Genomic DNA, 21662 nt, shown 5'->3' on the forward strand with positions numbered 1-21662 from the left:
ACAAGCTGGCTTGCGGAAATCGTACGGGTAAAAAATCATTGCACGACGCGCTTCGGGTGCGGCATGCGGTTGTCCTCCGATGCTGGACGATCGGCGCCGTTAAGTCCCGTTTAAGCCCCGCGCGGATACAATGACTCGCGGCCCCCGGCTGCGCCACGTAACCATCAACAGACATGTGCCATGCGAATCCTGCTTGTCGAAGATGACCGGATGATCGCCGAAGGCGTGCGCCGTGCGCTGCGCGCGGACGGCTTCGCAGTCGACTGGGTCCAGGACGGCGAGGCCGCGCTCACGGCGGTCGCGGGCGAGTCCTACGATCTGATGCTGCTCGATCTCGGCCTGCCCAAGCGCGACGGCCTCGACGTATTGAAGACCCTGCGCGCGCGTTCGAACTCGCTGCCGGTGCTGATCGTGACGGCGCGCGACGCCATCGCGGATCGCGTCAAAGGACTCGACGCCGGCGCGGACGATTACCTCGTCAAACCTTTCGATCTCGACGAACTCGGCGCGCGCATGCGTGCGCTGATCCGCCGTCATGCGGGGCGCGGCGAATCGCTCGTTCGGCACGGTGAACTGACGCTCGATCCGGTCGGTCATCAGGTGACGCTCGCGGGCAATCCCGTGTCGCTGTCGGCACGCGAATTCGCGCTGCTCGAAGCGCTGATGGCGCGGCCCGGCGCAGTGCTGTCGAAGAGCCAGCTCGAAGAAAAGATCTACGGCTGGGGCGAGGAAATCGGCAGCAATACGGTCGAGGTCTACATCCATTCGCTGCGCAAGAAGCTCGGCGCCGATCTCATCCGCAACGTGCGCGGCCTCGGCTACATGGTCGCGAAGGACGCCTGATGCGGTCGATCCGCCGGCAATTGCTGATCTGGCTGCTTGCGCTCGTGATCGTCGGCGTGGGCTTCGCGGGCTGGCTCATTTACCGGCAGGCGCTCGCCGAAGCCAACGAACTCTTCGACTATCAGCTTCAGCAGATCGCGGCCGCGCTGCCGTCCGAGCCGTTTTCTTCGGTGCTCAGTTCGCGCAGCGAAAGCGACGAAGGCGTCGTCATCCAGATCTGGAATCGCAACGGCGCGCTGATGTACTTCTCGCATCCGCGCGTGCCGCTCGCGCCGCATGCCGAACTCGGCTTCTCCACGGAGATGACGCCGCGCGGCGAATGGCGCGTGTATAGCGCGATTGTCGGCGATAACGTCGTGCAGCTCGCGCAGCCGCTGTCGATCAGAAATCGCGTCGCGGCGGGCGTCGCGTGGCGCACGCTGTGGCCGCTCGTGCTGCTGCTGCCGCTGCTCGGGCTCGCGATCTGGGTGATCGTCGGGCTCGGGCTCGCGCCTTTGCAACGCGTCACGCGCGCGCTCGACACGCGTCATCCGGAAGCGCTCGATCCGCTGCCGGATCGGCCGCTGCCGCAGGAAGTGCGGCCGGTCGTGCGTGCGCTGAATGCGCTGCTGTCGCGCTTGTCGGCGGCGCTCGACACGCAAAAGGCCTTCGTCGCCGATGCCGCGCACGAGCTTCGGACGCCGCTCGCCGCAGTGCAGATTCAGGCGCAGCTCGTCGCGCGCGCGCAGGATGACGAAACGCGTCGCGAGGCGCTCAGGGATCTGCACGAAGGCATCGCGCGCGCGACGCGGCTTGCGGAGCAACTGCTGGCGCTCGCCCGCTCGGAACCGGATGGCAAGGCGGCGTTCGCATCGGTCGATCTCGCCGCGCTGCTCGAATCATGCGTGCGCGGCTCGGTGCTGGTGGCGCAGCAACGCGGCGTCGATCTCGGCATCGAGGAGAGCGAACCGGCGACCGTGAACGGCGATCCCGATTCGCTGCGCGTGATGTTCAACAATCTCATCGACAACGCGACGAAGTACACGCCTCGCGGCGGCCGCGTGGACGTGTGCCTTCGTCTCGCCGATGGCCGTCCCGTCGTCGAAATCTCCGATACCGGGCCGGGCATTCCTCAAGAAGAGCGAGAAAGGGTGTTCGACCGGTTCTATCGCGTGGGCGAAGGGGCGAATCGCGCGCGCACGGATGTGTCCGGCAGCGGCCTCGGGCTCGCGATCGTGAAGCGGATCGCGCAGCAGCATGGCGCGACGGTGACGCTGGCGGAGTCGAGCGCGGGCGGTCTCAAGGTGGCCGTAACGTTCTGATGCGCGTGGCCGCCGCGCCGAAGCAAGCCGCTCTTCCTCCTCTTTTAAGAGCGGTTTAAGCGACGCCCCGTAACCTTGCTCCATCGATAAAGCGCGCTCCGTGAGAGCGCATCCCTCGTCAGGAGCACACACGATGAAAGCGAAGATTCTTACCCGCAGCGCCGTCGCGGCTGCCGTTGCCGTCGCCTTGTCGGCGGGTTACGTGGCGGGTCATAACAACGTTCCTGCACCGCAAGTCATCGCGCCCGCGCAAGCCGCCGCGATGATGCCCGCCGAAGCCGCGGCCAAGACGGGCATCCCCGATTTCTCCGGTCTCGTGGAAACGTATGGCCCGGCCGTCGTCAACATCAGCGCGAAGCACGTCGTCAAGCAGACGTCCGCGCGCAGCGGCCAGAATCAGTTGCCGATGGACCCCGACGATCCCTTCTATCAGTTCTTCAAGCGCTTCGGCGGCATGCCCGGCTTCGGCGGCGGCGATGGCGGCCCGCGCGCGGATCGTCCGAGCGAAGGCCTCGGCTCCGGCTTCATCGTCAGCAGCGACGGCTACATCCTCACCAACGCGCACGTCGTCGATAACGCGAACGTCGTCACCGTGAAGCTCACGGACAAGCGCGAATACCGCGCGAAGGTCATCGGCGCGGACAAGCAGTCGGACGTCGCCGTGCTGAAGATCGACGCGAAGAGCCTGCCGACGGTGAAGATCGGCGATCCGAACGGCAGCAAGGTCGGCCAGTGGGTCGTCGCGATCGGCTCGCCGTACGGGTTCGACAACACGGTGACGTCGGGCATCATCAGCGCGAAGTCGCGCGCGCTGCCCAACGAGAACTACACGCCGTTCATCCAGACCGACGTGCCGGTGAATCCGGGCAACTCCGGCGGGCCGCTTTTCAATCTGCAAGGCGAAGTGATCGGCATCAATTCGATGATCTATTCGCAGACGGGCGGCTTCCAGGGCCTTTCGTTCGCGATCCCGATCAATGAGGCGATCAAGGTCAAGGACGCGCTCATCAAGACGGGTCACGTCGATCGCGGCCGTCTCGGCGTGACGGTGCAGGGCATGAATCAGACGCTCGCGAATTCCTTCGGCATGAAGTCGCCGCAAGGCGCGCTCGTGAGCTCGGTCGAGCCGGGCGGGCCGGCCGCGAAGGCGGGTCTGCAACCGGGCGACGTCATCACGGCGCTCAACGGCGAGCCGGTCACGGATTCGACCTCGCTGCCGTCGCAGGTCGCGGGTCTCGCGCCGGGCACGTCCGCGAAGGTCACGGTGTGGCGCGACAAGAGCGCGAAGGATCTCAGCGTGACCATCGGCGCGTTGAAGGACACGAAGACCGCGAGCGCGAAGACCGGCGGCGGTGACGAATCGTCGGCGCAGGATGCGCGCCTCGGCGTCGCGGTGCGTCCGCTTACGCCGGAAGAAAGGCAGAACGATTCGCTCTCGCGCGGCCTGCTCGTGCAGCAGGCGGGCGGCGCGGCAGCGAACGCGGGCATTCAGCCGGGCGACGTGATTCTCGCCGTCAACGGCCAGCCGGTGACGTCCGTGCAACAGTTGAAGTCGATGGTTCAGCACGCGGGCGACAGCATCGCGCTCCTGATCCAGCGCGACGACGCGCAGATCTTCGTGCCTGTCGATCTCGGCTGACGCAGCGCATCGGGCCGCGACGCGGGCACGAAGCATGCTCCCGGGTTCCCTGGTGCCCCATCGCGTGAAACCGACGCATCGGGCGTGACGCCGCCGGCGCTTTCGAGCGCGGCGGCATCGGAAAAAGGAGCTGAAAACATGACGAGCAGAACCACGGGCAGGCTGGCGGCCGCGCTTCTCGTTGCGGCGGCGAGCGCGAGCATGGCGGGCGGCGCCTGGGCGCAGCAGGCGAGCGGCGCCTCGGGCGGCACGGCGACCGATTTGTCGAGCGCCGGCAACACCAACGGCGGCGGCCTGCCGCAGATCGAGCAGCAAGGCGACGTTTCGTATACGTCGGGCGGCGTCGGCCTCGACGAGTCGCGCGCATTGTTGCGCGAACAGGCGCACTGGCCGCTATCGCTGCGCTTCACGGGGCCGACTTCCGATTACCTTTCGGGCGTGCATGTGCGCGTCGTCGGCGGCAAGGGCGGCGAGGTGCTGTCCACGGAATCGATGGGACCGTACATGCTCGTCAAGCTGCCGCCCGGCAACTATACGGTCTACGCGAAGTACAAGGATCAGGAGAAAAAGCAGGCCGTGACGGTCGCGGGGCCGGGCAAGGCCAAGGCGGCATTCCACTGGAACATTCAGTAAGCGCGGGCGTCGAAAGGGAAACGCCCGGGCCGTCGAAAGCGCTCACGCAGGATCGGAAGTTTGTCTCATAATTAAGCCACGGGTGTCTCGATGACTCGTGGCTTTTTCTTTGGAAGCCGGTTCTTACGCGGAGGGGCAGCACGATGGGCACGGAACTGAACGTCGGGCACGAAACGGCGCATCACATCGAGATCACGCTGAACGGGCGGCGCTGCCGCGTGATCCATCAGGGCGTGACCTACGCCGATACGCACGCATCCCTCACGCTCGTCGAGCAGGGCGCGGAGAAAGTGCACTACTTTCCGCGCGCCGACGTGAACATGGCGCGCCTCGAACGCTCGATTCACACCACGCACTGCCCGACGAAGGGCCAGGCGACGCACTATCATCTGCTGACCGAAGACGGCCCGGTCGAGAACGCCGCGTGGAGCTACGAAGCGCCGCTCGACGCCGCCGCGAAAATCAAGGGCTATCTCGCGTTCTACGGTTCGCGCGTCGATCGCATCGACGAGACTTCCTAGGCGCGCATCCGAACAGACACCTTACATCCGCTCCGCCATAACGAACGCATGCGATCCTTGTCCCGGAGGCTCGAATGGAAGTCACCGATGCGCTGTGCGTTCCGCTCGATTGCGCGCACGTCCGCGAGGCGCTCTCCGATCTCGCGTTGCTGCGCGCGAGCCTCGACAATTGCGAATCGTTCACGCGCACGCCCAACGGCGAGTATGTCCTCACGCTGATCGTGCCGCTCGGCGCGCTGCGGGCGCGCTACGAAATTCGCGCGCACGCCGCCGGGCGCACGCGACAGGCGGCGCATGAAGAAGGGGAAAGCGACGCGTCGCACGACGGCGCGTACGCGCGCACGCTGAGCTTCAAGGCGCGCGGCGAAGGCGTCGGCTCATTGCGCGGGCAGATCGCGGTCGCGCTCAATCCCGATGACGACGGCGCCGCGACGTGGATCGAATACACCGTCTGGGCGACGGTCTCGGGACCGCTCGCCGGCTTGCCCGCGCGTCAGATCGAAAACGCGCTTCGTGAAGGCGCCGACGATTTCTTCGCCGAGTTCTGCGAAGTGGTGCGTGCGAAGCACGGCTTGCCGTCGATGCGCGCGGCAGGCGCAAGCGCCGAGCGCCGGCATGTGTTCTTGCGGCCGGGCGCGATGTCGGCGGCGTTCTCGCGTCGCTCGGGCGCGATGCGCGGGCATTCCGCCGACGCCCACGCGAGCGGCGTGCTGCGGCATCGGCTGCACGGACACGGATTCGTGCACAACGACCGCGATCATTCCCACGATCCGCATCCGCTCGGCCTGCCGATATGGGCGTGGGCGGCGATGCTCGTGTGCATCGCGCTGTTCGCGTATTTCGCGCAGCGCATCGGTTCGCAATAGACGGCGCGAATCAGGCGCTCGCGGGCATCAGCAGCGACGGGCTGCAGCGCAATGCGTCGAAGCATGCGTCGATGAGCGCTTCGGCGTCGCGTTCCGGATGAACGATGTCGGGCAGCATCAGCGAATCGTGCAGGATGCCCGTGAAGAGACAGTGGAGCATGGTCATCGCGCGGCGCGTGTCGAGCGTCGCCGGAAGCTGCTTCTTTTCGACGGCGTTGCGCAGCGCGCGCTCGATGCGCTCCATGCCGTCGCGCATGTTGTTCCGATGCCGCTCGCGCACCGGCCCCATTTCCTCGACGAATTCGCATTTCATGAAGAGGATGTCGAAGACGCGGCGCCGCTGCTCGTCGGTCGTGATGTTGCGCATGCACCAGACGAAGAGTTCATGCAAACGCGCGAGCGGGTCTTCCTCCTTGCCGTCCAGCGTGGATTCCACGAGTTCGTCGAGCGGCAAAAGGCTGCGGTCGAACATCGCGTTGAAGAGATCGCCCTTGTTGGCGAAATGCCAGTAGATCGCGCCGCGCGTGACGCCCGCCGCCTGCGCGATGTCCGCGAGCGTCGTGCGCGATACCCCTTTTTCGTAGAAGACGCGCTCGGCCGCGTCGAGTACGCGGTTGCGCGTCAACTGCGCTTCTTCCTTGGTTCGTCTGACCATATCCTGCGGCCGGTGGCCGTCTGCTCCTGCTACTGCCGTTTGAAAGCCGCTCTGTGGACGACTCTGTCGAAGGTTCGTCGAACGTAATCGATTCCCCGGAGCGGTTTCTTCTCATCGCCAATGGGGAGAAACACGTACGGTTTTTTACATTCATTCGTGAATGTATATACAATACCACCCGTTTACGAATATTCACAAATTCATCCGGCGGGCGGATTTCGCATAAGCTTGCGTTTCCATTGCCCGTTCTGGCCGTCCTGTGGCCACGGGCGACGCCTCCGAGCGTCGCGCACGGGTATGAGGCGTCACGCGCAGGCTGGCGTCGCCGCTCACTCGCCGGACAAGTTGGTGTATTCACAGCGTCCCGAAGGACGCTCGTGCGCGGCGTTGCCCGGGGAAGGCCGCCGCGTGCCCAAACTTCACTCTCAGTCTTAGACAGAGGTCGCTCCATGCGCGTCGAACGGGTTCCACTCCGCTTAATCACCGCCGCGACGGCTGCCGTGTTCCTGGCAGCGTGCGGGCAAAAACAATCAGCGCCTCCGCCGCAAACGCCCGAAGTGGGTATCGTCACCGTGCAGCCGACGAGCGTGCCGGTCATCGTCGATTTGCCGGGCCGCACCAACGCCTATCTGGTCGCGCAAGTGCGCGCACGGGTCGATGGCATCGTGCTGCGCCGCGAGTTCACTGAAGGCTCCGAGGTCAAGGCCGGTCAGCGTCTCTACAAGATCGATCCGGCGCCGTACATCGCCGCGCTGAACAACGCCAAGGCGACGCTCGCGAAGGCGCAGGCGAACGTCGCGTCGCAGAATGCGCTCGTCGCGCGCTACAAGATCCTCGTCGCGGCCAATGCCGTGTCGAAGCAGGATTACGACAACGCCGTCGCGGCGCAAGGCCAGGCCGTCGCGGATGTCGCCGCGGGCAAGGCATCGGTCGATACCGCGCAGATCAACTTGGGCTACACCGACGTCGTCTCGCCGATCACCGGCCGCACCGGTCTCTCGCAGGTCACGCCGGGCGCCTACGTTCAGGCGAGCGCCGCGACGCTGCTCACGACCGTGCAGCAGCTCGATCCGATCTACGTCGATCTGACGCAATCGAGCGTCGAAGGCTTGCGCCTGCGCCGTCAGATTCAGGAAGGCCGTCTGCAGACCGAAGGCATCCACGCCGCGAAGGTCACGCTCCAGCTCGAAGACGGCCGCACGTACACCGAGCAGGGCAAGCTGCAGTTCTCCGACGTGAGCGTCGACCAGAGCACCGGTTCGGTGACGGTGCGCGCGATCTTCCAGAACAAGGACCGCGTGCTTCTGCCGGGCATGTTCGTGCGCGCGCGGATTCAGGAAGGCACGAACGACCACGCGCTCGTCGTGCCGCAGATCGGCGTCACGCATGACCAGAAGGGCACGCCGACCGCGCTCGTCGTCAACAAGGACAACAAGGTGGAACTGCGCCAGCTCGTCACGGGCAGCACGTTCGGCAACAACTGGGTGGTCGACAGCGGCCTGAACCCGGGCGACCGCGTGATCGTGAACGGCGTGGAGAAGGCGAAGCCCGGCATGCAGGTGAAGCCGGTCGACGCGAAATTCCCGTATCCCGTAGCCGGCGCATCGGATGCGCAGGCGGCATCGGCGCCGGCCAGTGCCAGCGGCGCGAGCGCTGCCAGCGGTCCGCAAGCCGCATCGGCCGCCTCCGCTGCATCGGGCGCGCAATAAAAGGGAGCCTGTTACATGGCAAAGTTTTTTATCGATCGACCGATCTTCGCGTGGGTGATCGCGATCATCCTGATGCTGGCGGGGATGGCGTCGATCTTCACGCTGCCGGTCGCGCAGTATCCGACGATCGCGCCGCCCGCGATCCAGATCAGCGCGACGTATCCGGGCGCATCCGCGAGCACCGTCGAAAACACGGTGACGCAGGTGATCGAGCAGCAGATGACCGGCCTCGACCACTTGCTGTACCTGTCGTCGACGTCCGATGACTCGGGCACGGCCACCGTCACGCTGACGTTCGCGGCGGGCACGAACCCGGACATCGCGCAGGTGCAGGTGCAGAACAAGCTGCAGCTCGCGACGCCGCTGCTTCCGCAAGTCGTGCAGCAGTTGGGCACGAAGGTCACGAAGTCGAGTTCGAGCTTCCTGCTCGTGCTCGCGTTCGTGTCCGAAGACGGCAGCATGAGCAAGTACGACCTCGCGAACTACGTGGCGTCGAACGTGGCGGATCCGCTCTCGCGTATCGACGGCGTCGGTACGACGACGCTGTTCGGCTCGCAGTACGCGATGCGCGTCTGGCTCGATGCGACCAAGCTCACGAACTTCGCGCTCACGCCTGTCGACGTGAAGAACGCGATCACGAACCAGAACGTGCAGGTGGCGGCGGGTGCGCTCGGCGGCACGCCGGCGGTGCCGGGGCAGATGCTCCAGGCGACCATCACGGAAGCGACGCTGCTGCGCACGCCCGAGCAGTTCGGCAACATCCTGCTGAAAGTGAATCAGGACGGCTCGCGCGTGTTGCTGAAGGATGTCGCGCGGCTCGAGCTCGGCGGCGAAAACTACAACTTCGATACGAAGTACAACGGACAGCCGACTGCCGGCTTCGGTATCCAGCTCGCGACGGGCGCGAACGCGCTCCAGACCGCGAAACTGGTCCGCCAGAAGATCGACGATCTGTCGAAATACTTCCCGCATGGACTGGTGGTGAAGTATCCGTATGACACGACGCCGTTCGTGCGACTGTCGATCGAGGAAGTGGTCAAGACGCTGATCGAAGGCATCGTGCTCGTGTTCCTCGTGATGTATCTGTTCCTGCAGAACCTGCGGGCGACGATCATCCCGACGATCGCGGTGCCGGTCGTTCTGCTCGGCACGTTCGCGATCATGTCGGCGGTGGGCTTCTCGATCAACGTGCTGTCGATGTTCGGCCTCGTGCTCGCGATCGGCCTGCTCGTCGACGATGCGATCGTGGTCGTGGAGAACGTCGAGCGGGTGATGTCGGAGGAGCATTTACCGCCGCGCGAAGCGACCCGCAAGGCGATGGGGCAGATCACCGGCGCGCTGGTCGGCGTGGCGCTCGTGCTGTCGGCGGTGTTCGTGCCGGTGGCCTTCTCCGGCGGCTCGGTCGGCGCGATCTACCGTCAGTTCTCGCTGACGATCGTCGCGGCGATGGTGCTGTCCGTCATGGTCGCGCTGATTCTCACGCCGGCGCTGTGCGCGACGATCCTGAAGCCGCATCCGGAAGGGCACGAGCCCGAGAAGAAGGGCTTCTTCGGCTGGTTCAACCGCACGTTCAACAAGAGTCAGGAGAAGTATCACAGCGGCGTGCAGCACGTCATTCGCCGCTCGGGACGCTGGCTCATCATCTATATCGTCGTGATCGTCGCGGTGGGCATGCTGTTCCTGCGTCTGCCGAAGTCGTTCCTGCCCGATGAAGACCAGGGCACGATGTTCGTGCTCGTGAACGCGCCGTCCGGCTCCACGCAGGAGTACACCGCGCACGTTCTGAAGGACGTGCAGGACTATCTGCTGAAGGACGAGAAATCGATCGTCGAATCGGTCTTCACGGTGAACGGCTTCTCGTTCGCGGGCCGCGGCCAGAACTCCGGCCTCGTGTTCGTGCGGATGAAGGACTACGCGGAACGCCAGCACAGCGACCAGAAGGTGCAGGCGCTCGTCGGACGCATGTTCATGCACTTCGCGCCTTACAAGGACGCGATGATCTTCCCGGTCAATCCGCCTTCGATTCCGGAACTCGGCACGGCGGCGGGCTTCGACTTCGAGCTGCAGGATCGCGGCGGCCTCGGCCACGCTAAGCTGATGGAAGCGCGCAACATGCTGCTCGGCATGGCCGCGAAGGATCCGACGCTCGCACAGGTGCGTCCGAACGGCCTGAACGACACGCCGCAGTTCAAGGTGAATGTCGATCGCGAGAAGGCGAGCGCGCTCGGCATCGCCGTATCGGACATCGATCAGACATTCTCGATCGCGTGGGCGTCGCAGTACGTGAACAACTTCCTCGACGTCGACAACCGGATCAAGAAAGTCTACGTGCAGGGCGATGGTCCGTTCCGCATGAACCCCGACGACCTGAACAAGTGGTACGTGCGCAATGGCGCCGGAACGATGGTGCCGTTCGGCGCCTTCGCGACGGGCAACTGGACCTACGGTTCGCCGAAGCTCGAACGCTACAACGGCATCTCGGCGGTGGAAATCCAGGGCGCGGCGGCGGCGGGCAAGTCGACCGGCCAGGCGATGACCGCGATGGAAGCGATCGCGGCGAAGCTGCCGGCGGGCATCGGCTACGAATGGACGGGCCTTTCCTATCAGGAACGCCAGTCGGGTTCGCAGGCGCCGATTCTCTACGGCATCTCGATCCTCGTCGTGTTCCTGTGTCTCGCGGCGCTGTATGAAAGCTGGTCGATTCCGTTCTCGGTCATCATGGTCGTGCCGCTCGGCGTGCTCGGCGCGCTGCTCGCGGCGACGCTGCGCGGTCTGGAAAACGACGTGTTCTTCCAGGTCGGCCTGTTGACGACCGTGGGTCTGTCGGCGAAGAACGCGATTCTGATCGTGGAATTCGCGCGCGAGTTGCGGATTCAGGGCATGTCGACGGTCGAAGCGGCGATGGAAGCGGCGCGCCTGCGGTTGCGCCCGATCCTGATGACCTCGCTCGCGTTCATTCTCGGCGTGATGCCGCTCGCGATCAGTAACGGCGCGGGCTCGGCGAGCCAGCACGCGATCGGCACCGGCGTGATCGGCGGCATGTTGACCGCGACCTTCCTCGCCATCTTCATGATTCCGATGTTCTTCGTCGTTATCAGCAAGTTCAGCAAGAGCAAGGACGTGCCGGCGCCGGGTTCGTCGGGCGACATCGAAGGCACGAACGGTAAGGAAGGACACTGAGATGCTTAAACATTCCTTGATCGCGGCCGCCGTGGCGGTATTCGCCGCGGGCTGCACGCTCCAGCCGAAGTACGAGCGTCCGCCCGAGCCCGTCACGCAGACGTTTCCGGAAGGCGGCGTGTACGCGCACCAGCCGGATGCGAGTTCGAGCGCGAGCAACGGCCGCACGGCGAACGGCCAGAGCGCGCCGGACATCGGCTGGCGCGATTTCTTCGCCGATGCGCGCCTGCAGAAGATCGTCGAGCTCGCGCTGAAGAACAATCGCGACCTGCGCGTCTCGGTGCTCAACGTCGATGCGGCGCGCGCGCAGTATCAGATCACGCGCGCGGGTCTGTTCCCGACGCTCGATGCGGCCGCGTCGCAGACGAAGCAGCGCACGCCGAAGAATCTGTCGTTCTTCGGTAACACGATCTCGAACGAGTATTCGGTCGGCCTGAATGCGTCGTGGGAAATCGACTTCTTCGGGCGCATCCGCAGCCTGAAGGATCAGGCGCTCGCGCAATATCTGTCGACGGCGGAATCGCGCAAGGCGGCGGAGATCTCGCTGGTGTCGTCGGTGGCGGACCAGTATCTGACGATGCTCGCCTACGACGATCAACTCGTCGTCACGCAGAACACGCTCAAGACGGCGCAGGAGTCGTTCCGCATCACTAAGCTGCAATACGAGAACGGCACCGGCACCGAACTCGATCTGCGTCAGTCCGAAGGCGTGGTCGAGGAAGCGCAGGCGAATCTGCAGACGCAGTCGCGTTTGCGCGCGCAGGCGGAAAACGCGCTCGTGCTGCTCGTCGGGGAGCCGTTGCCTGCGGATTTGCCGGCCGGCATGCCGCTCGATACGCAGAATCTGCTCTCCGACATTCCCGCGGGTCTGCCGTCCGATCTGCTGACGCGCCGTCCCGATATCGCGGCGGCGGAGCAGTCGCTGCTCGCGGCCAACGCGAATATCGGCGCGGCGCGCGCGGCGTTCTTTCCGCGCGTCTCGCTGACGGGCAGCTTCGGCACGCTGTCGCCGACGCTCGGCGGCCTGTTCAAGCCGGGGTCGGCTGCGTGGTCGTTCGCGCCGCAGATCACGGTGCCGATCTTCGAGGGCGGCCAGAACAAGGCCAATCTCGATCTGGCGAACGTGCAGAAGCGCATCGAGATCGCCAATTACGAGAAGGCGATCCAGACCGCGTTCCGCGAAGTCGCGGACGGCCTCGCCGCGCGCGGCACCTTCGACGAGCAGATCAAGGCGCTCGAGCGCTTCGTCAATTCGCAGAGCCGGCGTCTGGAGCTGTCGGACCTGCGCTATCGCAATGGCGTGGACAGCTATCTGTCGGTGCTGACCGCGCAGACGGCGCTTTACGAAGCGCAGCAGCTGCTCATCACGGCGCGGCTGAATCGACTGACGAACCTCGTCGATCTGTATCAGTTCATGGGCGGCGGATGGATCGAGCGTTCCGGCGACGCGCCGCGTCCCGCCGATGCGCCCGTCGACTACGGCTCGCAAGGCGCGCCGCAAGCAGCCTCGGCGCCCGCGGCGAGCTGATTCGCCTAAAACTGTCGCACTCGAAGCCCGGCCGCGCGCCGGGCTTTTTTTCGCGCTTTCGAACTTGTTCCACATCGTTTTGCATCGATGTCTGGGTGATGCAACAGACTTGGCACATTGTTTCAGTTGCCATCAAAGATCCACACATCTGCCTACTCTTTCGTCTTCCTCACTGCGCGCGATAACTATAATCGGCTGCTTGCCGCAGTCGTGACGGCGCGATCCGTTCCATCGATCGTTCGAAAAAGTCGTTGACGAAGCTCGCCGCGAGCGTCGCATACATTCAGTTATCCCAAAAATATGGCCGCATTTCTTCCGAAAGCGGCCAGCCCCATCCAAGGCGCGCGGGCCGCACGAATGCCCCGGTCGCCGCGGTCAGCGACTTTCGCATCGCACGACAGCACATTGCGCGCGGCTCGCGGTCAACGCGAAGACGCGCGCCTTTCATTGTCAGTAACCTCAGAGGTCTCGCGTTCCATGCGTCTCATACGGATTCCATACCGCCTCATCGGTGTCACGACGGCCGCCTTGCTGGCAGCCGGTTGCGGAGAGAAGCATCCCGCGATGGCGCCGCACACGCCGGAAGTCGGCGTTGTCATCGTCGAGCCGGCCGATGTGCCGGTCACGACAGAACTCTCGGGCCGCACGAGCGCCTTTCTCGATGCCCAGGTGCGCGCGCGCGTCGATGGCATCGTGCTGCGCCGCGAATTCACGGAAGGCAGCCTCGTCAAGGCCGGGCAACGCCTTTACAAGATCGATCCGGCGCCGTATATCGCGCAACTGAACAACGCGAAGGCGTCGTTCGCGAAGGCCCATGCGAATCTCGTCTCGACCGCGGCGCAGGCCGAGCGCTACAAGGTGCTCGTCGCGTCGAACGCGGTCAGCAAGCAGGACTACGACAACGCCGTGGCGGCGCAAGGCCAGGCCGAAGCCGATGTCGCGTCGGCCAAAGCCGCGATCGACACCGCGCAGATCAAGCTTGGCTATACCGACGTCACGTCGCCGGTTTCGGGGCAGGCCGGCATTTCCCAGGTCACGCCCGGCGCATACGTGCAGGCGGCGCAGGCGACGCTGATGGTCACCGTCCAGCAGCTCGACCCGATGTACGTCGATCTCACGCAATCGAGTCTCGACGGTCTCAAGCTGCGCCGTCAGATTCAGGAAGGGCGTCTTTCGACCAACGGCCCGAACGCGGCGAAGGTCACGCTGATCCTCGAAGACGGCCGTGAGTATCCGGAGCAGGGCAAGCTGCAATTCAGCGATGTGAGCGTCGATCCGTCGACCGGATCGGTGACGCTGCGCGCGATCTTCATGAACAAGGATCGGGTGCTGCTGCCGGGCATGTTCGTGCGCGCGCGCATCGAGCAAGGCGTGAATCCGAAGGCGCTCGTCGTGCCGGTGCAGGGCATCACGCACGATCAGAAAGGCACCGCGCTCGCGATGGTCGTCGGCAAGGACAACAAGGTCGCGATGCGCCCGCTCGTCACCTCCGGGACGCTCGGCCAGAGCTGGATCGTCGACAGCGGTCTGAACGCGGGCGATCGCGTGATCGTCGAGGGCATCGATCACGTGCGTCCGGGCATGGAAGTGAAGGCCGTGCCCGCGCGTCAGCCCGAAGCGAAAGCCGACGCAACGGCCGCCTCCGGCGCGTAAGGACGGGAGACACGTCCATGGCCAAGTTCTTTATCGATCGCCCGATTTTCGCGTGGGTGATCGCCATCATTCTGATGCTCGCGGGTCTCGCGTCGGTGACGACGCTGCCCGTCGCGCAATATCCGACCATCGCGCCGCCCGCGATCCAGATATCCGCGAACTATCCGGGCGCATCCGCTCAGACCGTCGAAAACACCGTCACGCAGGTGATCGAGCAGCAGATGAGCGGTCTCGACCATCTGCTGTATCTGTCCTCGACCTCCGATGACAGCGGCACCGCCACCGTCACGCTGACGTTCGCGGCCGGCACCAATGCCGACATCGCGCAGGTTCAGGTGCAGAACAAGCTGCAACTGGCCACGCCCAATCTGCCGGCCGTCGTGCAGCAGCTCGGCATCAGCGTGACCAAGTCGAGCAGCAGCTTCCTGCTCGTGCTGGCGTTCGTGTCCGAAGACGGCAGCATGAGCCGCGAAGACCTCGCGAACTACGTGGCGTCGCACGTGCAGGATCCGATCAGCCGGCTGAACGGCGTCGGCACCGTCACGCTCTTCGGCTCGCAGTACGCGATGCGAATCTGGCTCGATCCGAACAAGCTGACCAAATTCAGCCTGACGCCGGTCGACGTGCAGAACGCGCTGACTTCGCAGAACGTGCAGGTCGCGGGCGGCCAGCTCGGCGGCGTGCCCGCGGTGCCGGGTCAGTCGATGCAGGCGACCATCACCGAAGCGACGCTGCTGCGCACACCGGAGCAGTTCGGCAACGTGCTGCTGAAGGTGAATCAGGACGGCTCGCAGGTGCGTATCCGCGACGTGGCGCGCGTCGGTCTCGGCGGCGAGAACTACAACTTCGAGACGCAGTACAACGGCCGTCCGGCTGCCGGATTCGGCATTCAGCTCGCGACCGGCGCGAACGCGCTCGCCACCGCGAATCTGGTGCGCGCGAAAGTCGACGAGCTCGCGAAGTTCTTCCCGCACGGTCTCGTCGTGAAGTATCCGTACGACACCACGCCGTTCGTGAAGCAGTCGATCGCCGACGTCGTCAAGACGCTCATCGAGGCCATCGTGCTGGTGTTCCTCGTGATGTACCTGTTCCTGCAGAACCTGCGCGCGACGCTCATTCCGACCATCGCCGTGCCGGTCGTGCTGCTCGGCACCTTCGCGATCATGGCGGCGGCGGGCTTCTCCATCAACACGCTGTCGATGTTCGGGCTCGTGCTCGCCATCGGCTTGCTGGTGGACGACGCGATCGTGGTCGTCGAAAACGTCGAGCGCGTGATGACCGAAGAGGGACTGTCGCCGAAGGAAGCCACGAAGAAGGCGATGAGTCAGATCACCGGCGCGCTCGTCGGCGTGGCGCTCGTGCTCGCGGCGGTGTTCGTGCCGGTGGCGTTCACGGGCGGCTCGGTCGGCGCGATCTATCGCCAGTTCTCGCTGACGATCGTCTCGGCGATGGGTCTCTCGGTGCTCACCGCGATGGTGCTCACCCCTGCGCTGTGCGCAACGATGCTCAAGCCGCACCCGGAAGGCCACACGGAAAAGACGACCGGCTTCTTCGGCTGGTTCAACCGCACGTTCGCGAAGAGCCAGGCGAAGTATCACGGCGGCGTGGCGCATGTCATCAGGCGTTCGGGGCGCTGGCTCGTCATCTATGTGGTGATCATCGTGGCGGTCGGCATGTTGTTCGCGCGTTTGCCGAAGGCGTTCCTGCCCGATGAAGACCAGGGCACGATGTTCGTGCTGGTGGCGACGCCCGCCGGCTCCACGCAGGAGATGACGCAGCGCGCGCTGGACGATGTCGCGGGCCATCTGCTGAAGAAGGAAAGCGCGCTCGTCGAGTCGGTGTTCACCGTGAACGGTTACAGCTTTGCCGGTCATGGCCAGAACTCGGGTCTCATCTTCGTGCGGCTGAAGGACTTCGCCCAGCGCACGAGCGCCAACGAGAAGGTGCAAGCGCTGGTGGGCCGCACGTACGGCGCGTTCGCGGGCTACAAGAACGCGCTCGTGTTTCCGGTGAATCCGCCGTCGATTCCGGAACTGGGCACGGCGTCGGGCTTCGACTTCGAACTTCAGGATCGCGCCGGTCTCGGCCACGAAAAGCTGATGCAGGCGCGCGCGATGCTCCTCGGCATGGCCGCGAAGGACGAGACGCTCGCGCAGGTCCGGCCGAACGGCCTGAACGACGCGCCGCAGTTCAAGGTGAACATCGACCGTCAGAAGGCGCTGGCGCAGGGCGTCGATCCGTCGAGCATCGACCAGACGTTCTCGATCGCGTGGGCGTCGAAGTACGTGAACAACTTCCTCGATACGGACAGCCGCATCAAGAAGGTGTACATGCAGAGCGATGCGCCGTTCCGCATGTCGCCGGAGAACATCAACAGCTGGTACGTGCGCAACGCGTCGGGCTCGATGGTGCCGTTCTCGTCGTTCGCGACGACCGAATGGAGCTACGGCTCGCCCAAGCTCGAACGCTACAACGGCCTGTCGTCGATCGAAATCCAGGGTGTCGCGAAGCCGGGCAAATCCACCGGCGAGGCGATGGCCGCGATGGAAGCGCTCGCGGCGAAGCTGCCCGCGGGCATCGGCTACGAATGGACGGGGCTGTCGTATCAGCAGATCCAGTCCGGCTCGCAGGCGCCGATTCTTTACGGCATCTCGATCCTCGTCGTGTTCCTGTGTCTCGCGGCGCTGTACGAGAGCTGGTCGATTCCTTTCTCCGTGATCATGGTCGTGCCGCTCGGCGTGGTCGGCGCACTGCTCGCCGTGTCGCTGCGCGGACTGGAGAACGACGTGTTCTTCCAGGTCGGCTTGCTCACGACAGTGGGCTTGTCGGCGAAGAACGCGATTCTGATCGTCGAGTTCGCCCGCGATCTGCAGCTCTCGCAAAAGATGGGGCCGATCGAAGCGGCGCTCGAAGCGGCGCGCCTGCGCCTGCGTCCGATTCTCATGACATCGCTCGCGTTCATTCTCGGCACGATGCCGCTCGCGATCAGCAACGGCGCGGGCTCGGGCAGCCAGCACGCGATCGGCACGGGCGTGATCGGCGGCATGGTGACCGCGACTTTCCTCGCCATTTTCATGGTGCCGATGTTCTTCGTCGTGGTGCGCTCGCGTTTCGGCGGCGACAAGGAGGACACGGATGCCGCGCTCGCGCGTTACGAAGCGCAGCGGCGCGCGCAACAGGGCAACGAAGGACACTGACATGCGTAGACTTTCCTTGATTGCAATGGCCGTCGCCGTACTGGCGACCGGCTGCACGATGGCGCCGAAGTACGAACGCCCCGCCGCGCCGGTGTCGGCGAATTTTCCGGCGCACGGCGTCTACGCGACGCAGCCGGTCGCGACGCCGGACGGCGCACGCAGCGCGAACGGCGTGGCCGCGGCCGATATCGGCTGGCGCGATTTCTTCGTCGATGCGCGTTTGCAGCGGCTCATCGACATCGCGTTGAAGAACAACCGTGACTTGCGCGTCGCGATGCTCAACGTGCAGGCCGCGCAGGCGCAGTATCAGGTCGTCACGACGCTTCTGCTTCCGTCCATCACCGCCGTGGGCGCGCAGTCGAAAACGCGCAAGCCCGACAATCTGTCGTTCTTGAATCAGACCATCTCGAATACCTACACGGTGGGCCTGAATGCGTCGTGGGAGATCGACCTGTTCGGCCGGGTGCAGAGCATGCGGAATCAGGCGCTCGCGAAATATTTCGCGACTGCCTATGCGCGCAAGGCTGCGGAGATTTCGCTCGTCTCGCAAGTGGCGGTGCAGTACCTCCAGGTCTTGCAGACGGACGACCTGCTGAAGGTGACGCATCAGACGCTGGCCAGCGCGAGCGAATCCTACCGGATCGTCAAGCTGCAATTCGACAACGGCGCCGCGTCGGAGCTGGACGTGAGCCAGGCGCAAACGGTGATGGAAGGCGCGGCGGCGAATCTGCAGGCGCAGGAGCGCGCGCGGGCGCAGGCGGTCAATGCGCTCGTGTTGCTGCTCGGCGAGCCGGTGCCCGACGATCTGCCGGGCGGCATGCCGCTCGACGGTCAAGACCTGCTCGCGGACATTCCTGCGGGTCTGCCGTCGGATTTGCTGCTGCGGCGGCCGGACATCATGGAGGCCGAACAGAATCTGCTCGCGGCGAATGCGAACATCGGCGCGGCGCGCGCAGCGTTCTTTCCCAACATTTCGCTGACCGGCATGCTCGGCACACTGAGCCCGACGCTCGGTGGTCTGTTCAAAGCGGGGTCGGCGGGATGGAGCTTTGCGCCGACCATCACCTTGCCGATCTACGGCGATCAGTTCGCGAATCTCGAGTACGCGAATATCCAGAAGAAGATCGAGATCGCCAATTACGAGAAGGCGATTCAATCCGCGTTCAAGGATGTCGCCGATGGTCTCGCCGCGCGCGGCACCTACGATCAGCAGATCGCCGCGCTCGTGCGCGATACGGCCGCGCAGCAACGCCGGCTGGAGTTGTCGACGCTGCGATACAAGCAGGGCGTCGACAGCTATCTCGGCGTGCTGACCGCGCAGCAGGATCTGTATTCGGCGCAGCAGACGCTGATTGCCGCGCGCACGCAGCGGTTGGCGAATCTCGTGACGTTGTATCAGGCGCTGGGAGGCGGGTGGATCGAGCGGACGGGCGATGCGCCGCGGGCGGCGGATGCGGGCTGACGCGCGACCCTCGCTTCGATAAACAAAAAAACGCCGCGGCTCCCGCCGCGGCGCTCAACGCAAGTACAGCCCAAACTCCTCAGTGCGCGTCGCCCGCATGGGCCGCGCCTTCGAACTCATGCGCGGCTTCACGCGCATCGCGTTCGGCATCGCGTTCCTTGCGCACGCCGTTGAACACGATGTTCAACACCACCGCCGACACCGACGCCAGCAGAATCCCGCTGTGAAGGATCGGCTCCAGCGCGTGCGGCAGTTGCGTGAAGAACTTCGGCGCGACGACCGGCACCATGCCCATCCCGACGCTCACCGCGACGATGAACAGGTTGTGCTGATTCTTCGAGAAGTCCACGCGCGACAGCGTCTTGATGCCGTTCGCCGCGACCATGCCGAACATCACGATGCCCGCGCCGCCGAGCACGAACGGCGGCACCGACGCCACCACCTGCGCCATTTTCGGAAAGAGGCCGAGCACGACGAGAATCACGCCGCCTGTCGCGCAGACGAAGCGGCTCTTCACGCCCGTCACGCCGATCAAACCGACGTTCTGCGAAAACGACGTATGCGGGAACGAGTTGAAGATGCCGCCGATCAGCGTGCCGAGACCGTCGACACGCAAGCCGCGCACGAGCGCCTTCTGGTCGACCGGACGCTCGACGAGATCGCCGACCGCGAGGAACATGCCCGTCGATTCGATGAACGTCACGAACATGACGATGACCATCGTCGCGACGGAGAGCGCATCGAAATGCGGCATGCCGAAGTGGAACGGCAGCACGATGCCGACCCACGGCGCGTGCGCGACGCCGTCCATGTCGACGCGGCCGAGCATCGCGGCGATCACGAAGCCGACGACGATCCCGAGCAGCACCGAAATATTCGCGATGAAACCTCGCGCGAACTTGTTGATGAGCAGAATCAGCGACAACACGACGAGCGACAGCAGCAGGAAGACCGGATTGCCGTAGTCGGGATTGCCGATGCCGCCCGCCGCCCAGTTGATGCCCACGCCCATCAGCGAGAGGCCGATCACCGCGATCACCGTGCCGACCACGACCGGCGGGAAGAAGCGCAGGAGCTTGCCGATCATCGGCGCGAGGACGATGCCGATCACGCCCGCCGCGATGGTCGCGCCGAACACGTCGAGAATGCCGAGCGAAGGATTCGTGCCGATCGCGACCATCGGGCCGACGGCGGCGAAGGTGCAGCCCATGATGACGGGCAGGCGAATGCCGAAGATCCACAGGCCGAGCGTCTGGATCAGCGTGGCGACGCCGCACGAGAACAGATCCGCGCTGATGAGAAACGCGACCTGATCTTTCGGCAGGCCCATCGCGGCGCCGAGGATCAGCGGCACCGCCACCGCGCCCGCGTACATCACCAGAACGTGCTGGATGCCGAGCGTCAGCAGTTGACCGGCGGGGAGCCGTTCGTCGCACGGATGCACCGACGGGTTCACCGAACTTAAAGCCATGTCTCTCTCCTATGTCTACTTCCATTTGAATGGCCTCCAAGTTAAGTGCATCGGCAACCATGAACAAGACCACGCGGCGCTATACGTCGCGTTCGCGTGCCGATATGGGTTTCGCGCGCCGCGAGCGGCGCAAACGTGCGAACGGCCCTGTCACAAGGGGTTTGACGCAAATCAAGGGAAATTCGTCGCCTGACGGAAGGCCGCGATCTTCGGACGGTCGTTATGATGTGCATCACGCCCCGCGTATAGTCCATTTTTCACGTTCATCGCGCGATGGCGGGGTTAACCCCCGTTTTACGCGTTTTCCCTAACGCCTTTTCAGACTCGGAATCCCATGCGTTTTTTAGGCATCGATCTCGGCACGGGCTCCCTCAAGCTCGCGATCGTCGATGAAGCCGGACGCGACATCGCGTCGTCGAGTGCGGCGTACGCGGTGACGAGCGCGCAGCCCGGCTGGGCCGAAACCAGCGTCGATGCGTGGTATGGCGCGCTCGTCGACGCAGCATCGCGTTTGCCCGCCAACGAGCGTCAAGCGGTACGCGGCATCGGCTTTTCGGGGCAGATGCACGGCGTCGTTTTGACCGACGCGCATGGCCACGCGCTTCGCCCCGCGATGCTGTGGCCCGACACCCGTGCCCGCGATCTGCTCGACGCGTGGCGCGAGCCGCAGCCGAATCCGGTCGCGCCCGGCATGGCGGGGCCGTTGCTGCGCTGGCTCGCATCGAACGAACCGCGGATCGCGGCGCAAACGCGCTGGGCCTTGCAGCCGAAAGACTGGCTGCGCGCGAAGCTCGGCGGCGCGTTCGTCACCGATGCATCCGATGCGTGCGCGACCGCGCTCGCCGCGCCATCGGGCGAATGGGACGAGGCGCTGATCGACCGGCTCGGCTTGCCGCGCGCGTGGTTCGCGCCGCTCGCGGCATCGCATGAAGTCGGCGGCGCGTTGTCTGCGGCGTCGGCGTCCGCGCTCGGTCTCGAAGCGGGCATTCCGATGGCCGTCGGCG

At 65.0% G+C, this 21662-nt stretch carries 15 protein-coding genes; 13 read left to right on the forward strand and 2 right to left on the reverse strand.

Annotation, left to right across the window (positions count from 1 at the left end):
* The first annotated feature begins 180 nt into the window (after positions 1–180).
* From BG60_RS05860 to BG60_RS05885, 6 genes are all read left to right on the forward strand, one after another.
* On the forward strand, positions 181–843 hold the full coding sequence (locus tag BG60_RS05860; protein ID WP_008351316.1) for a response regulator: 663 nt from the start codon (positions 181–183) through the stop codon (positions 841–843).
* A complete protein-coding gene (locus BG60_RS05865; protein WP_034470724.1) occupies positions 843–2144 on the forward strand; it encodes an ATP-binding protein in 1302 nt (433 codons plus the stop codon). The genes BG60_RS05860 and BG60_RS05865 overlap by 1 nt, the downstream gene beginning before the upstream one ends.
* Positions 2145–2277: 133 nt before the next feature.
* On the forward strand, positions 2278–3783 hold the full coding sequence (locus BG60_RS05870) for a DegQ family serine endoprotease (RefSeq protein ID WP_008351314.1): 1506 nt from the start codon (positions 2278–2280) through the stop codon (positions 3781–3783).
* A 138-nt stretch (positions 3784–3921) separates the two neighbouring features.
* Complete coding sequence (locus tag BG60_RS05875; RefSeq protein WP_034470827.1) at positions 3922–4416, forward strand: hypothetical protein; 495 nt, start codon at positions 3922–3924, stop codon at positions 4414–4416.
* A 143-nt stretch (positions 4417–4559) separates the two neighbouring features.
* Positions 4560–4937, forward strand: a complete 378-nt coding sequence (locus BG60_RS05880) for a DUF427 domain-containing protein (RefSeq protein WP_008351311.1) — start codon at positions 4560–4562, stop codon at positions 4935–4937.
* Positions 4938–5011: 74 nt separating this feature from the next.
* A complete protein-coding gene (locus BG60_RS05885) occupies positions 5012–5803 on the forward strand; it encodes an SRPBCC family protein (RefSeq protein WP_008351310.1) in 792 nt (263 codons plus the stop codon).
* A gap of 10 nt (positions 5804–5813) precedes the next feature.
* Here the strand turns inward: BG60_RS05885 and BG60_RS05890 are convergent, their stop codons facing one another.
* Entirely contained in the window at positions 5814–6458 is a 645-nt protein-coding gene (locus BG60_RS05890) for a TetR family transcriptional regulator (protein ID WP_034470727.1), read from the reverse strand.
* Between the two features lie 449 nt (positions 6459–6907).
* On the opposite strand from BG60_RS05890, the gene BG60_RS05895 reads away from it, so the two are divergent.
* The 6 genes from BG60_RS05895 to BG60_RS05920 all read left to right on the forward strand — a co-directional run bounded on the left by BG60_RS05895 (position 6908) and on the right by BG60_RS05920 (position 19187).
* On the forward strand, positions 6908–8167 hold the full coding sequence (locus tag BG60_RS05895; protein ID WP_034470730.1) for an efflux RND transporter periplasmic adaptor subunit: 1260 nt from the start codon (positions 6908–6910) through the stop codon (positions 8165–8167).
* Positions 8168–8182: 15 nt separating this feature from the next.
* A complete protein-coding gene (locus BG60_RS05900; protein WP_034470733.1) occupies positions 8183–11347 on the forward strand; it encodes an efflux RND transporter permease subunit in 3165 nt (1054 codons plus the stop codon).
* A gap of 1 nt (position 11348) precedes the next feature.
* Positions 11349–12875, forward strand: coding sequence for an efflux transporter outer membrane subunit (locus BG60_RS05905; protein WP_008351304.1), 1527 nt, complete (start codon positions 11349–11351; stop codon positions 12873–12875).
* A gap of 477 nt (positions 12876–13352) precedes the next feature.
* A complete protein-coding gene (locus BG60_RS05910) occupies positions 13353–14528 on the forward strand; it encodes an efflux RND transporter periplasmic adaptor subunit (RefSeq protein WP_051996422.1) in 1176 nt (391 codons plus the stop codon).
* Positions 14529–14545: 17 nt separating this feature from the next.
* Complete coding sequence (locus BG60_RS05915) at positions 14546–17725, forward strand: efflux RND transporter permease subunit (RefSeq protein ID WP_008351301.1); 3180 nt, start codon at positions 14546–14548, stop codon at positions 17723–17725.
* A gap of 1 nt (position 17726) precedes the next feature.
* Positions 17727–19187 (forward strand): efflux transporter outer membrane subunit, encoded by a 1461-nt coding sequence (locus BG60_RS05920; protein WP_034470832.1) that lies wholly within the window; start codon positions 17727–17729, stop codon positions 19185–19187.
* Between the two features lie 79 nt (positions 19188–19266).
* Here the strand turns inward: BG60_RS05920 and BG60_RS05925 are convergent, their stop codons facing one another.
* Positions 19267–20658, reverse strand: a complete 1392-nt coding sequence (locus BG60_RS05925) for a nucleobase:cation symporter-2 family protein (RefSeq protein ID WP_034470735.1) — start codon at positions 20656–20658, stop codon at positions 19267–19269.
* Positions 20659–20992: 334 nt separating this feature from the next.
* On the opposite strand from BG60_RS05925, the gene BG60_RS05930 reads away from it, so the two are divergent.
* Positions 20993–21662, forward strand: a 670-nt coding sequence (locus BG60_RS05930; protein WP_034470738.1) for an FGGY family carbohydrate kinase, incomplete at its 3' end; no start/stop codon positions are given.

The sequence above is a fragment of the Caballeronia zhejiangensis genome, from assembly GCF_000698575.1.
GTDB classification, from domain to species: Bacteria; Pseudomonadota; Gammaproteobacteria; order Burkholderiales; family Burkholderiaceae; genus Caballeronia; species Caballeronia zhejiangensis.